The sequence below is a fragment of the Arcicella sp. GW458-12-2-14-TSB2 genome (assembly GCF_059423785.1).
This window is the reverse complement of record NZ_JBWKYN010000155.1, coordinates 1-14471: the sequence shown is the minus strand read 5'-3', so window position 1 is coordinate 14471 and position 14471 is coordinate 1. Positions and strand designations below refer to the sequence as shown.

At 35.9% G+C, this 14471-nt stretch carries 11 protein-coding genes and 1 tRNA gene; 5 read left to right on the top strand and 7 right to left on the bottom strand.

Translation table 11 applies throughout. The features are described 5' to 3' along the window. Positions 1 to 94 precede the first annotated feature (94 nt). Together clpX and AC07XN_RS18715 are read right to left on the bottom strand one after the other, a co-directional pair. The gene (gene clpX / locus AC07XN_RS18720; protein ID WP_494744144.1) at positions 95 to 1357 is read right to left on the bottom strand and encodes an ATP-dependent Clp protease ATP-binding subunit ClpX; all 1263 of its coding nucleotides are present in this window, start codon (positions 1355 to 1357) and stop codon (positions 95 to 97) included. A gap of 143 nt (positions 1358 to 1500) precedes the next feature. Then, positions 1501 to 2214 (bottom strand): ATP-dependent Clp protease proteolytic subunit, encoded by a 714-nt coding sequence (locus tag AC07XN_RS18715; protein ID WP_309912480.1) that lies wholly within the window; start codon positions 2212 to 2214, stop codon positions 1501 to 1503. A 257-nt stretch (positions 2215 to 2471) separates the two neighbouring features. Here AC07XN_RS18715 and AC07XN_RS18710 point away from each other — a divergent pair, with 257 nt between their 5' ends. Beyond that, positions 2472 to 2843 (top strand): helix-turn-helix domain-containing protein, encoded by a 372-nt coding sequence (locus tag AC07XN_RS18710; RefSeq protein WP_323250090.1) that lies wholly within the window; start codon positions 2472 to 2474, stop codon positions 2841 to 2843. Positions 2844 to 2990: 147 nt separating this feature from the next. Here AC07XN_RS18710 and AC07XN_RS18705 read toward each other — a convergent pair whose 3' ends face one another. Both AC07XN_RS18705 and AC07XN_RS18700 read right to left on the bottom strand, forming a co-directional pair. Further along, on the bottom strand, positions 2991 to 4313 hold the full coding sequence (locus tag AC07XN_RS18705; protein WP_494744143.1) for a trigger factor: 1323 nt from the start codon (positions 4311 to 4313) through the stop codon (positions 2991 to 2993). A 153-nt stretch (positions 4314 to 4466) separates the two neighbouring features. Further along, positions 4467 to 4548, bottom strand: a tRNA-Leu gene (locus AC07XN_RS18700). Positions 4549 to 5564: 1016 nt separating this feature from the next. On the opposite strand from AC07XN_RS18700, the gene AC07XN_RS18695 reads away from it, so the two are divergent. Both AC07XN_RS18695 and AC07XN_RS18690 read left to right on the top strand, forming a co-directional pair. Then, positions 5565 to 7283: a sodium:solute symporter family protein gene (locus tag AC07XN_RS18695; protein WP_494744142.1), complete on the top strand. Its 1719-nt coding sequence runs from the start codon at positions 5565 to 5567 to the stop codon at positions 7281 to 7283. A gap of 356 nt (positions 7284 to 7639) precedes the next feature. Beyond that, positions 7640 to 9184, top strand: coding sequence for a bifunctional metallophosphatase/5'-nucleotidase (locus AC07XN_RS18690; protein ID WP_494744141.1), 1545 nt, complete (start codon positions 7640 to 7642; stop codon positions 9182 to 9184). Between the two features lie 95 nt (positions 9185 to 9279). Here AC07XN_RS18690 and AC07XN_RS18685 read toward each other — a convergent pair whose 3' ends face one another. Beyond that, on the bottom strand, positions 9280 to 10155 hold the full coding sequence (locus AC07XN_RS18685) for a DUF2911 domain-containing protein (protein WP_494744140.1): 876 nt from the start codon (positions 10153 to 10155) through the stop codon (positions 9280 to 9282). Between the two features lie 151 nt (positions 10156 to 10306). Between AC07XN_RS18685 and AC07XN_RS18680 the strand changes: the two genes are divergently transcribed. Then, positions 10307 to 10846: an NUDIX hydrolase gene (locus AC07XN_RS18680; protein ID WP_494744139.1), complete on the top strand. Its 540-nt coding sequence runs from the start codon at positions 10307 to 10309 to the stop codon at positions 10844 to 10846. Between the two features lie 185 nt (positions 10847 to 11031). On the opposite strand, the gene AC07XN_RS18675 is transcribed toward AC07XN_RS18680, so the two are convergent. Next, positions 11032 to 11610 (bottom strand): peptidylprolyl isomerase, encoded by a 579-nt coding sequence (locus tag AC07XN_RS18675; RefSeq protein WP_309912469.1) that lies wholly within the window; start codon positions 11608 to 11610, stop codon positions 11032 to 11034. Between the two features lie 167 nt (positions 11611 to 11777). Further along, positions 11778 to 13013: a M16 family metallopeptidase gene (locus AC07XN_RS18670; RefSeq protein ID WP_494744138.1), complete on the bottom strand. Its 1236-nt coding sequence runs from the start codon at positions 13011 to 13013 to the stop codon at positions 11778 to 11780. Positions 13014 to 13152: 139 nt separating this feature from the next. Here AC07XN_RS18670 and AC07XN_RS18665 point away from each other — a divergent pair, with 139 nt between their 5' ends. Beyond that, positions 13153 to 14265: an ABC transporter substrate-binding protein gene (locus tag AC07XN_RS18665; RefSeq protein ID WP_309912465.1), complete on the top strand. Its 1113-nt coding sequence runs from the start codon at positions 13153 to 13155 to the stop codon at positions 14263 to 14265. Positions 14266 to 14471 lie beyond the last annotated feature (206 nt).

The window sequence follows — 14471 nt, the reverse complement described above, 5'->3', positions numbered from 1 at the left end:
TTTACAGAATAAGAATAGCCATTCACAATATCTTGTGGACAAATTTTGCCCAAAATTCGGGATGACTCATGTTTGTTGGGGTAGTAAATATTAGTTAAGCGGCTTTTTTCATTTGATGAAAAACGGTTCGCTCAAATTTTTCACGAGCATAAGCCAGCGAAATTTTAAATTCTTTGATTTCGTCTTGAGACGGTAGTTCAAACATCGCATCCGTAATGATTGATTCACAGATTGAACGTAAACCTCTTGCCCCTAATTTATATTCCATTGCCTGACTAACGATGTATTCTAACGCTGGTGGTTCGAATTGTAAGTCAATGCCTTCCATTTCGAATAATTTGTGGTATTGTTTAGTAATGGCATTCTTAGGCTCTGTCAAAATAGATAACAGCGTCTTGTGGTCTAATGGGTCTAAATAAGTTACTACAGGCAAACGTCCTAATAGCTCAGGAATCAAACCGAATGATTTTAAATCTTGAGAAGTAACAAACTTCATTACATTCTCTTCTTCAAACATATCCAAGAACGTATCGTCTGAACTGAAACCGATGGGACGAGTATTCAAACGTTTTGAAATATGACGTTTGATACCATCGAAAGCACCACCACAAATAAAAAGAATATTCTCAGTATTTACTGCTATCATCTTTTGGTCTGGGTGCTTTCTACCTCCTTGTGGCGGACAGTTTACTACAGCCCCTTCTAATAACTTCAATAAGGCCTGTTGTACACCTTCGCCTGATACATCACGAGTGATAGAAGGATTATCAGATTTACGAGCGATTTTATCAATTTCATCGATAAACACAATGCCCATTTCAGCTTTCTCTACATCGTAGTCGGCAGCTTGTAATAAACGTGTTAAGATACTTTCTACGTCTTCGCCCACATATCCTGCCTCAGTAATTACCGTAGCATCAGCAATACAAAAAGGTACTTCCAACATTCTAGCAATGGTTTTTGCCATATATGTTTTACCTGTCCCAGTTTCGCCCACCATGATGATGTTTGATTTTTCAATCTGAATATCATCAAATGTTGTCTTTACATCATGTTGCATCAAACGCTTATAGTGATTGTAAACGGCTACACAAAGGTGTTTCTTAGCTTCATATTGCCCAATTACGTACTGGTCAATATATTTCTTCATTTCAATTGGCTTTACCAGATTGAATTTTGGAGTTACAGCTTTATTGTTTTTACCTTTTTTATTCTTTTCAGTACTTAATTCTTGCTGAACTACTTCATAGGCTAGTGTTACACATTCGTTACAAACGTGGCCATCCATACCTTCCAACAATTTTACTTCGTTTTGCTTACGTCCGCAAAGAACGCAATGGGCTTGCTGTTGTCTCATATCTTTACACACAAAATTGTGCCTTCATTATTTCCTTCGTAAAATTACAGATTTAAAAATAAAAAATGCTTACTACTTCTATGGAAGTAATAAGCATTTTTAGTTATACGCTCATTTAATTTACTTATTGTATCAAGAATATTTTATACTCTTGTCAATACTTCGTCAATTAAACCGTATTCTTTTGCTTCTTCTGCACGCATCCAGTAGTCACGGTCTGAATCTCTTTCTATTTCTTCAAATGATTTTCCTGAGTGTTGTGCTAAGATTTCGTATAATTCTTTACGGATTTTAACGATTTCACGCGCAGTGATTTCGATATCACGTGATTGTCCCTGAGCACCACCTGAAGGTTGGTGAATCATGATACGTGCATGGGGTAAAGCCGAACGCTTACCTGCCGTACCACCCGCCAACAATACTGCACCCATCGACGCTGCCAATGAAGTACAAATAGTAGAAACATCTGGACGGATATAATGCATAGTATCATAAATACCTAAACCTGCATATACAGAGCCACCTGGTGAATTGATGTACATCATAATGTCTTTTTTGGCATCTGTAGATTCCATAAATAACATCTGAGCAACGATGATATTAGCCATATAATCATCCACAGGAACACCCATGAAGATAATTCTATCCATGATTAAGCGTGAAAAAACATCAATTTGAGCAAAACGCATTGGACGTTCTTCAATGATGTACTGTGTCATATCTTCAATGAATGGACGACTAGTACCGCCAATATTATTTGCCTGATTCATGTACTGGTCTACTGCCAAACCGTTCAAACCTCTATGGTGTACGGCGTATTTTCTGAATTCTTCTGAACTTAATTCTTTTGGAAACATAACGGTAATTTATAAAATTGAAAATATGTCGATTGTTAAATTAAATCAAATAAACCATTTTAGCAATTGCATGCTAAGGAATTTAATGAGATTGTGCTTTAATAACTTTTAAAACCTTCAAATAGTTCTCTCTATAATTTTGAAACTAATCGAAGTATTTTTGGTGTTATTCAAAAAATCTTCGACAGCAAAGATGCAAAAACTATGAAATAATTCTCATCAGTTTTACAGAGAATTTATCAGAAAAGGTGATAATTATGAAAATTGGAGAAAAAATACGACAAGCTCGTCTGCTAAAAGGATACTCTCAGGAGAACATGGCAGAACTTTTACAAATCTCAACAACTGCCTTTGGTGACATCGAACGCAGTAAAACTGAATTGACCATTAGCAGGGCACAAAAAATAGCCAGTTTGCTAGACATAAATGTATTAGAGCTTTTTGGAGAAGAGGTAATCACACCCAAAATAATGCTCAATTCAGAAAATGAAATGGAAAAACTGCAACTTGAAATAGAAAGACTAAAAAGAGAATCAGACTACTGGAGAGGTAAGTTTGAGGAACGTGTTTTGGTAGAGGCTTATAGACTTATTCAAAATCAGCAACAGCGAGAAAAAATAGGCTTCTAGGAGTTTATGAGATTAAAGTTTATGAGTTTAATGCATACATTATAAAAACAAAAAATCCCGCAGAGGTTGACCTTACGGGATTTTTTGTTGAATTGATATTTGAGAGACTAAAATCACTCAATCACAATTCACTAATTCTACAATAGATTACGCTCCTACAACTTGTTTGAACTCATCTACGCTAATAGTTTTGCTTTCAGTCTTAACGTTTGCTAAAATCACGTCAGAAACTTTGGCTGCATATACTTCATTGAACATTTTCATGAAGTTGTCTTGCTTATTTTTATCAGTTAAATATCCATTAGCAATACGCTCAATCATTTCGTCCATGCTATTGTCAGCAGACGCATACATGCCGAATTGACCACGAATCATTTCTTTTGTTCTTTCAAGCACTTCTGGATATTCTACTTTGATTTCGTTTTGAGTAGCCACTTCGTTTTTGATTAAGTTCAAACGAATGTCTTTCTTAACATTTTCGAAGTCTTGATCAATTTGCTCTGGAGTGAATTTTCCTTCGTTTACTTGGATTAACCAATCACGTAAGAAATCTTCTGGCAATTCGATAGCGATGTTTTCTAATAAAGCTTTTTCAGCGTCAATTCTCAATAAATATTCAGCTTCACGCTTATAGTTAGTTTTGATGATTTCTAGAATTTCTTTACGGAATTCTTCTTCAGAACTTACTTTACCTTCGCCTAATACTTTATCAAAAAATGCTTGATTCAATTCAGCAACACCATTGCGAGTGATATCTTCAATCGTGAAAGTTACTTCACCTACTAAGCCAGTTTTGTTGCCAGTAGCCAATTCGATTGATTTTTCGTCAACAAAAGTAGCTTGAAGGTCGAATGTTAAAGTATCTCCTTTGGCAGCACCAATGAAAGTACCTTTAGCTTCTTCTTTGATAGCTTTGAAAGGGATAGCAGATTTTTCAGTCCATTCTCCTTGAGTGAAAACACCAAAAAGCATATCACCTTCTTCTACTGTATCTGGGTGAATTTGCTCTCCAGAATTTTGTTTCAAATTCTCGATAGTTTCTTCCACTTCTTTTTCAGTAGCTTCGATTTCGTAAGTATTGATAGTAGGGATTTTATCAAAATCAACAGTGAATTCTCCAGCTAAACCAATGTTGTAAGTAAAGCTAAATTCTTTTTGAGTATCCCAATCGATTGGATTTTCCAATTCGTTCAATGGCATAGGATCACCCACTAAGCTTAAATTATTTTCTTTGATATAGTTAGGTACAGCTTTGCCTAAAACAGAATTGATTTCGTCGATTAAAACTGATTTACCGAACATCTTTTGTACCATTTGCATCGGTACCATTCCCGGACGGAATCCTTTGATGTTGGCACGCTTACGATAGTCTTTAAGGTTTTTATCGACTTGTGGCTTATAGTCAGCTTCAGAAATTGATACGACCAAACGGGCGTTCACTGGGGTACTTTTTTCGAGAGAAATGTTCATCTTTATGAATTCGGATTTTGGAATGCGGATTTCGGAATTTTTATTTTGCTAAATCTCAGTTTGTCTGACTTTCGTAAATCCGCATTCCGAAATCAACAATCCGAAATCAAAAAAGCCCTCAAAACCGTAACGGTTGAGAGGGCTTTGAATGAGTACGGGCGGAGGGACTCGAACCCCCATGCCTCGCGGCGCCAGATCCTAAGTCTGGTATGTCTACCAATTCCACCACGCCCGCTTGCGTTTTGGAGGTGCAAAATTAGGAAGCCATTTTTCTTTTTGCAAGCTTTTTGAAGAAAAAAAATCAAAAAAAAGTGAAATATTTTTTCTGTGAAAATTAAGTTGCTGAATTTCAGATGTTTATTGTGTAGTATTGTGGATAATTATTTTTAAATAGTTTTTCATGTATGTATTCAACACTTTTATAGGGCATTTTCTTTTTGTGGTTGGCAAAATACAGAATGCAATACATTAGATTTTAGTCATATTTTATGAAGATATCATACTCGTCAAATTAAATTATGTATGTTGAATTTTATAACAATCTATCAATCAAAAGTTTAAATTAAACTAGCGTAAGCATTTTACGAAATTCCGCTGTTTGAGCGAAGCGAGTCGGTTCGCCGATGCGATTCGGAATTTCTTGACTTTCTTTTACGGTCCGCCGTTGCGGTTACTTTTCTTGCGTCAAGGCAAGAAAAGTAAGATGTGGCGAAAAGAAAGCACTCTTTTTTCGATACAAACCAAATAAATTTTTCAAACATTTTCTTAACTAGATTTTGAAAATAATTTTGTCTTTACTTATCAATAAATATTCAATTTTATCTTGATTGATTTTTCTGAATTTAGATAACGATGGTATAAAGTTTTTAATTCGTCAATAATAGAAACCTTCAATTATCAATTGCAATATCCTTTGTTTGTCCTTAATTTTAATATTCAAGTGTTCATGAAATTATTACGATATTTGTAAATGTTGTGATAAAAAAAACAAACAACCAAAATCAATAGAATGATATAATTATGCAAGGAAAAGATAAATCACTACCGCCTTTTATCAAATCATGGAAACAACTTTACTGGATAGTTGTCGGTAATTTGGTGCTGATGATTATCCTATTTTATCTCTTTAGCGAATACTTCAATTAAGTCGAAATTGTCGGCTTAATTTGTCGTTTTAGCATTCGTACGAATTGTTTTCAAGATAAAACGGTTTGGTACCCTCTTTTAAACTGCTAATTATAAAATTTTAACATGGAAAATATTGACTGGCTGGTATTACTTTTAACATTAGGAACAATTATTGGCTTTGGACTATGGAAAGGAAGAATTCAAGAAAAGAATATTGAAGGCTATTTATTAGCAGATAGACAGATGCCTTGGTATCATGTTACGCTTTCGGTCATGGCTACCCAAGCTAGCGCCATTACTTTTTTATCAGCCCCTGGTCAAGCATATACAGACGGAATGCGCTTTGTACAGTTTTATTTCGGGTTGCCACTAGCGATGATTGTACTCTCAATCACTTTTATTCCCATCTTCAAAAAACTAAATGTATTTACAGCTTATGAATTTCTGGAAGGTCGTTTCGACCTCAAGACCAGAGTAATGGCTTCTTTTCTTTTTCTAATTCCCAGAGCCTTATCAACAGGCGTGACCATTGCGGCACCATCTATTATTTTATCAACCATTTTAGGCTGGAATTTGTACTGGACAAATATCGTCACAGGTATTGTAGTAACGATTTATTGTATGTATGGCGGTTCAAAAACGATTTCATACACGCAAATGCAACAAATGTTGGTAGTAATGGTAGGGATGTTTTTGGCGGGCTATATGGTCGTGCATTTATTGCCTACTGAAATGGGGTTTGTGGATACGCTGAAAGTAGCAGGTAAAATGGATAAACTTGATGCCATTGATTGGAAATTTGACTTGAATAATCGCTATAATGTTTGGTCGGGTTTGATAGGTGGGTTTTTTCTACAGTTATCCTATTTTGGTACAGACCAGTCACAAGTAAGTCGTTATTTATCAGGAGAATCTATCGGCGAAAGTCGTTTGGGATTATTAATGAATGGAATTTTTAAAATCCCGATGCAATTTTTGATTTTACTGATTGGCTCATTGGTTTTTGTATTTTATCAGTTTCATGAAGCACCGCTATTTTTCAATAAAACGGAACTAGGCAAAGTAGAGCAAACAGCAGCCTACAAGGCTTTAATGAAGGAAAATTCTAAGGTTTTTGTAGAGAAGAAAAAAGTCGTAGAGGAACTTTATACTGTTCTCAAAACAGATGAAAATACAAGTACCTTAAAAATAAAAGCACTCAATGCCCAAAAGCTTGAAACCTTGAAATCAAAAGCTTTGGCAGCCGATAAAAAAGCCAATGACCTAAGGAAAGAAGTGAAAGATTTGATGTTGAAAACGAATCCAGATGCTAATATCAACGATACCAATTATATTTTTCTATCCTTCGTAACCAAGTACATGCCCCAAGGAATGGTGGGTTTGTTAATAGCGGTTATTTTACTGGCGTCTATGGGAGCTATGGCCTCTGCTTTTAGTTCATTGACGTCGTGTACTATTGTCGATATTTATCAAAGAATGATTCATCCACAGGATACAGAAAAACATTATGTAAATGCTTCAAAATTAGTTACTTTAGGTTGGGGTATTGTCTGTATTGTTGTTGCCCAATTTACAGCTAATATCGGGAGCTTGATAGAGGCGGTTAATATCTTAGGCTCATGGTTTTATGGTACTATTTTGGGTGTATTTTTAGTAGCTTTCTACATCAAATCTATTAAAGGTGATGCTGTTTTCTGGGCGGCTTTATTGGCAGAAGTCTTCGTTATTTATGCTTGGTGGATAGACTTAACAGCTTTCCTTTGGCTCAATGTGATTGGCTGTGTATTGGTGGTTGGCTTTGCTTGGGTAATTAGTCAATTTAGTAGAAGAGTTGTGAGTTAGTGAGTTGTAAGTATCAAAAGAATCAATTGAGAGTATGAGTTTTCATTAACAGGTGATTTCAATCCTATAGATTACTTATAAGTTTATAAATTGTTAATAATCAGATATTTATCCCTAGCGAGGGACTTGAGTCCCTCGCTAGGGATGAGGTCTTCAACGCTTGGTTTTAAACACGATTTATGTCTATTTAAGCCAACCTTATCAATAATCACATCTCCATTTCAACTTTTAAAAGACGTGGGTAGTCAATTGGATTTAAATCGTCTACTAATAGGAATCATTGCTTTTTAGAGCGGTAAAGCATATGTTTACTATCTTGTGTAAATATTTGATGTCATTTCCAAATCTATCAAACCATGAAAAGAATATTACTACTGTTTTTACTGGCAACCAGTATTTTCACTTCCTGTAAAACCTCTCAGCGTTCATCTAGTAAATCATCTGAAAATGTTGTTAACATTACATTCTTGCATTTGAATGATGTGTATGAAATTTCGCCATTAGAAGGGGGAAAAGTGGGAGGGATGGCTCGTTTGGGAACATTGAGAAAAGAATTAATCCAGAAAAATCCTAATACTGTTACCATCCTTGCTGGAGATTTTCTGAACCCTTCTTTAATTGCCACTTTTAAATATGAAGGAAAGAGTATCAAAGGGCGCCAAATGGTAGAGGCTATGAATGTCGTAGGCTTCGATTGGGTTGGTCTCGGCAATCATGAATTTGATATTGATGAAGCAGATTTGCAGAGAAGAATTGATGAATCACAATTTAATTGGCTGGCATCAAATGCTCTCCAAAATAATAAAGGTACGCTAACTCCATTTGCAAAAAATGTAAATGGCACAAAAACTCCCTTCCCTAAAACTACTATTCTTACTTTCAAAAATGCTACTGGAAAAGTAGTGAAAATGGGTATGTTTTCGGTGGTATTACCCTCCAATCAAAAGGATTATGTGCATTATGATGATTTCTTTGAATCGGCTAAACAGGCTTATGAAGAATTGAAACCTCAATGTGATTTTGTAGTTGGTATTACGCATATCAACAAAGTAGATGATGCAAAATTGGCAAAGCTTTTACCTGATGTAAAACTTCTGATGGGCGGACATGACCATGATAATATGTTATTTAAAGAAGGTAACGTTATCATTGCTAAAGCGGATGCCAATGCCAAAACGGCGTATGTCCACAACCTGTCTTTTGATACTCAAACCAAATCTTTAGAGATTAATAGCGAACTCCGTAAAATAAACGAACAAATAAAAGATGATGCCGAAGTAGCAATGGTAGTAAAAAAATGGGAAGACATCATGGATGTTGCCATGAAAAAAGCAGGGTTAGATAAAAATGATGTGGTTGCTGACATCTCAACGCCTTTAGACGGTCGAGAAAGCACCATGCGAAATGGACATACTAATTTAGGGGATTTAATAGCCAAAGCTATGTCGGCAGCGGCAACAAAACCTGTGGATTGTACGGTTTTCAACAGTGGTTCTGTGAGAATAGATGACCAATTGGTTGGGAAAATTACACAACTGGATATTATGAGGGTATTACCTTTTGGTGGAAAAATAGTTGAAGTGAATCTAACAGGAAGCTTACTTGACAAAATATTAGCAACAGGTTTACAGAATAAAGGCAATGGAGGATTTTTGCAATGGGATAAAATCAGCTATGATGAGAACAAAAAACAATGGTTGATTAATGGGAAATTATTAGATATTAATCAAGAATATCGAGTAATGATGCCAAAGTTTTTGATTGAAGGCAAGGAAACCAATTTTGGTTACCTGACTGCTCAAAATCCAGCAATAAAAGGTATTGTAGAGTCAGATGAAAAAGATGTCAACGACATTCGTAATGATATTAGAAAAGTATTGATTGCGTATTTGAAAAAGTAATATTATCAGTAGCACGACTTTTCAAGTCGTGTGAGGTAAAAGGACTAAAGGTTGTCCTCCCTCACGACTTTACAAGTCGTGCTACTGATGATATACTACATTGCCTTCTTCTTCTTAGTAGTCACAGGCGCAGCTACTGGTAATTTAGCTCTATAATCCACAATGCCTTTTTCGATAGCATCTTTAAAGAAACTGAAAGAACCAGAAGTATCTGCATTACCCAATGCCAAAGCTTTTTGGGCTAATGGGAAAGCCTCGGCATAGTTTTCAGATTTGCTTAAAATCTGTGCCTTTACCCATACATTACGGAAAGTTTCACCACCAGCAATTGATGCATTTACCGCTGTTAGGGCTTGGGTCAATTTACCTTTTCCTAAAAAGAACTCAGCCGCAGTACGCATCGCATTGGCATTATCAGTAATTGCTTTGTTAATAGCTAATTCAGCCATTTTAGAAGTTTCGATAGCGATAGGAGCAGATGCTTTTTTATCTGCCCAATAGATATTCAAATTAGCAGTACTATCTGTAATATCGCTAAAGTCTATCGTGAAAGATTCTGTTTTTGTATTCGCAACTACTTTTACAACAGTACGCAAAGCATCTTTTTCAGGTGAATACGTTTGCTCTGTAGCAGTGATGTCTTTGTTTAAAATCAATGTCCAATCTCCTTTAGTTGGAATCGAGAAAATAGCATACGAACCTGCAGCGACTTTTTTCCCACCAAGACTAATTTCGTTGGATAATGTAATTTGAGTGGCAGCATTTGCTCCTGTACGCCAAACTTTGTCGTAGGCTACTACTCCGCCAAAAATCTCACGTCCTTTGATGCTTGGGCGAGAATATTTAATACTGATATCAGTTGTTCCAATGGTTTGAGCAACAGATGCCGCAGGACTAGGTTGAGGCAGGCGTATTTGTGCATTGGCAGTAAGGGAAAGCCCTAGTATAAGGCCTAAAAATAGTTTTTTCATGGTAATTTTTTTGATTAATGCTGAATTGAGATTTTTATATAAAAGTAACGAAGGAATAAACCAACAATTTAATTTTTCGCTCAATGGCTTTTTTTAAAAGATATTTTTTAGACCTTTGACCTCTGAAACATTACCATAATCATTCAATACTATGCACAGAAATCAATTGCTCCAATTGCTTGAAAAGCATCGACCATTTAATGCGACAGAGACAAAATTTCATCAAGAAATCACCTCTTTTGTAAAATCACATCCTATGTGTTTCGAGCGTTCTTTGATGATTGGCCATGTAACGGGCTCTGCTTGGATTCTGGATAAGTCTCGCCAATATACTTTGTTAACCCATCATAAAAAGCTTAATCAATGGTTTCAAACGGGGGGACATTGTGATGGTGATTCAAATGTATTGAATGTTGCTTTAAAGGAAGCAGAGGAGGAAACAGGATTGGAAAATATTGGTGTGTTGAGTAAAGATATTTTTGATATTGATATTCACGTGATTCCTGAACGAAAGGGAATACCAGTACATTTACATTTTGATGTGAGGTTTCTATTAGAGGCTGACATGAATCAACAATTAATCGTTTCATCAGAATCAACGGCTTTGAAATGGATTCAGCTTTCGGAGGTTGCTGACCTAAACGATAGTGATTCGATTATGAGAATGGTAGAGAAAAGTTTTAAGCTATAATAAATAGCCGTCGGTCTTAGGCTTTCGGTCATCGGATTTTGTGCTGTTGGTGGTGGTCGGGTATCGGCTTTCGGTCTTCGGATTTTATGCTATAATGATTATCGGGAAATTAGCTTCTCACACCGAAAGCTGACATCCGACATCCGACATCCGACATCCGATTGCCAAACACCGACAGCCGATACCTATTCCCAAATATCAATCCTAAAAAATACAGGTATGGCTGGGCGTTCGTAGTATTCCTTTCCAGCTTGAATCGCATCAACTACATCCATACCTTGAATTACCTCTCCAAAAACTACATAGTTACCGTTAAGCTGTCGAGCTTCTGCCTCATTAGTAATGATATAAAACTCAGTAGGAGAGGAGGCTCTGTCGGGATTTCCTTCGTCATAACGAGCCATTGCCACAGCACCACGCTTATGGGTAAACTCAGTCCGATATTCTGGCGGGACTAAAAAATCTAATTGATCCATATATTCGCCTCCACCTTGTATACCCATTCGATAAATATTTCTATAGAACATCCTATCAACGTAATAACCCGCCTTTACATTTCTAATAAAATTAGCACGATGTAAAGGCGTTTCAGCATGGAGTTTTATGATAAAATCTCCACCAACAGTATGTACTTTTACTTTATCTTCTGGGTTTTCTTTACCATATTGTGTCAAAAAAGTCTTTGGGTCTTGGTCGTACAAACGCAAATCTTTTTTGCAAGAAAATAAAGAAATACAGAATAAGAAGAAGATGATACGTTTCATCGTTTTTATAGCTGTTATCGGTTTAACCGTTTTTGTTATCTATGTAACCGTTATCTGTATGGTTGCTCACTGAAAATTTTGCTCAATTCCATAGAGGATAAAAATATGCAAAGTAAATAAAAATATGAAAGCTGAATTCCGACGACTGTAAGCGATAGTACACAATCTTAGCTAGCACGGTAATACATCGTCGAGCAGTTTTCTTTCGTTAAAATACTTTTTGCTTGGTTGCTAATATCATCAACTGTCACCGCTTGTATTTTACTTGATTCCTCGTTAGCGTATTCTACATTACCAGCATTGGCAGCAAAGGCTAAATTCATAGCACGGTTAAGTAATTCCACTTCTGAGAAAACTAACGTAGATTCTGCTTGATTTTTCACTTTGGTCAATTCCTCCTCTGAAACAGGATTCTTCAAGAAATCATCTAATACATCCTGAATGGCGGCGTCACCTTCTTCAATACTAATGCCTTTGTTGAGGTTTCCTTGTAAAACCATCAAGCCTGGGTCTAGTGACGAAGAAACATAGGCATTGATAGAATTAAAGATAGATTGCTCCTTCACTAATTTATCATATAACCTTGATGATTTGCTTCTTCCTAGGATATCGCTAGTCAAATCCACGGCATTATAACCAACGTCATGTCGTCCTTGGGTATGGTAAATTTTATAGATAGCATCAAGCGGTACTTTTGCTTCTACTTCCAAAAATCTAGCACTAGTCTGAATAGGCTCTTTGGGTAAATTTCTAGGAATAACATTACCAGCAGGGATAGGTTCAAACCATTTTTTAGCTAATTGTTTTACCTCCTCAACATTGATTGGTCCAGCCACTACTAAAATAGCATTATTGGGTAAATAATGTTTGTAGAAAAAATTACGGACATTATCCATTACCGCATTCTCGATATGAGCAATTTCTTTCCCAATCGTAGCCCATTTGTAAGGGTGAACTTGGTAGGCTAAAGGGCGAAGTTTCAACCAAACATCACCATAAGGCTGATTTAAGTATCTTTGCTTGAACTCTTCAATCACTACTTTTTGTTGTACGTCCAAAACCTTTTGGTCAAAAGACAAAGACAGCATTCTGTCTGACTCCAACCAAAAAGCCGTCTCAATGTTGACTGCTGGTAGCGTAATATAATAATTAGTAATATCGGGTGAGGTAAAAGCATTGTTTTCACCTCCTACTTTCTGAAGGGGAGTATCATACGAAGGAATATTTTTTGAACCACCAAACATCAAATGTTCAAACAAATGAGCAAAACCAGTTTTGTGTTCTTCTTCATCACGAGAGCCAACATTGTAAATAATGTTAACAGCAGCTATAGGGGTGGAATAATCTTGGTGAACATAGACTTTGAGTCCGTTGTCAAGTATAAAATAATCGTATGAAATCATGTATCGATGTTATGTAACAAATAAACGTCTATATTAATAAATATTTAAAAAATATCACGACAAAAGTAAGTATTTACCACTTGCAATGTGTGACAATCAGCAAAAAACTCATTCCGCTTTATTTATTTAAACTTCCAATATGAAAAAAGTAGTCATTTTTGTAACATTTTCGTTTTGCATTTTTTTTAAAAGTAATGCTCAAATATTAAACGATGCTAGTACTCGCCAATTAATTTCTCAAGGGTTGGATAAAATGTATTCGTATGATTTCAAAGAATCAGCCGATATTTTCCAAAAGATAAAAGCTAAATACCCCCAACATCCAGTGTTTTATACCTTAATGGCTATTCAAACTGAATTACAGTATTTCCCTTTGAAAGATTTTCCCAATCAGCAAAAAATATATTTGACCTACCTTAATCAAAGTAGGGCTTTGGCAGAGGCAATGCTTGACAAAAACGATGAGGACGTAGAAGCTAATTTCTTTGAATTGGCCACATTAGGATATTTGGCTGCTTTCGATGCCGACAATCAGGAATTTATGAAAGCCGTAGGCGTGGCTAAAAAAGCTTATTCTCATTTAAAGAAAGGATTGGCACTGACCGATAAACAACCTGAGTTTCTTTATTCGTCAGGCATTTATAATTATTATCGTATTGAATACCCAGAAACGCATCCTGTGATTAAATCCGTTATTTGGATGTTTAAGGATGGTAATAAAAAATTAGGCTTGCAACAATTAGATTTGGCTACCAAGAAGACAATTTTTGTAAAAACAGAAGCCGCTTTTTATGCAGGGTATGTCTATATGAAATATGAAGCCAATCCAGCCAAAGCGTTATATTACAATAGTATGTTGTCTGAAAAATATCCTGATAATTTACTTTTTCAAATGCAACGAATGGACTTCCTGACAGCCCTTGGGAAGTACGACGATGCTGATACTATTTCGGACAAAATTTTAAAGCAAAAGGGCGTAATGTTTCAATGTGCAGGAACAATTTTCAAAGGATTGATTGCTGAAAAAGATAAAAAGGACGATAAACTTGCGGAGGCTTATTTGCTGAAAGGTGTTAAAATGCCTTATGATGAACGTTTTACAAAGGATTATCATGCACTAGCTTATATGGCTTTGGCACGTATTGCTAAGCGCTCAGGACAACCAACTAAAATGAAAGAATATGCTAAAAAGGCTTCTAAATTAGCGGAATACAAGGCAACATTAGCGGAGGCAGAGGCTATTTTGGATTGATTTTTCTGGGGGCTGTAGGACTTGAGGAGGTAGGACTTTAGGACTTGAAGACGAAAGATGCTAGACATAAGACTAAAAGATGTTAGATGAAAGACTCTAGAGGTAAAACTTTTAGTCTAATAAATATGAAAAGATAATTGTATAAGGGAGAACGGGAATTAAGCTCTATACATCCCCTATATTTATAGATTAGCAAAGTAGCGGCA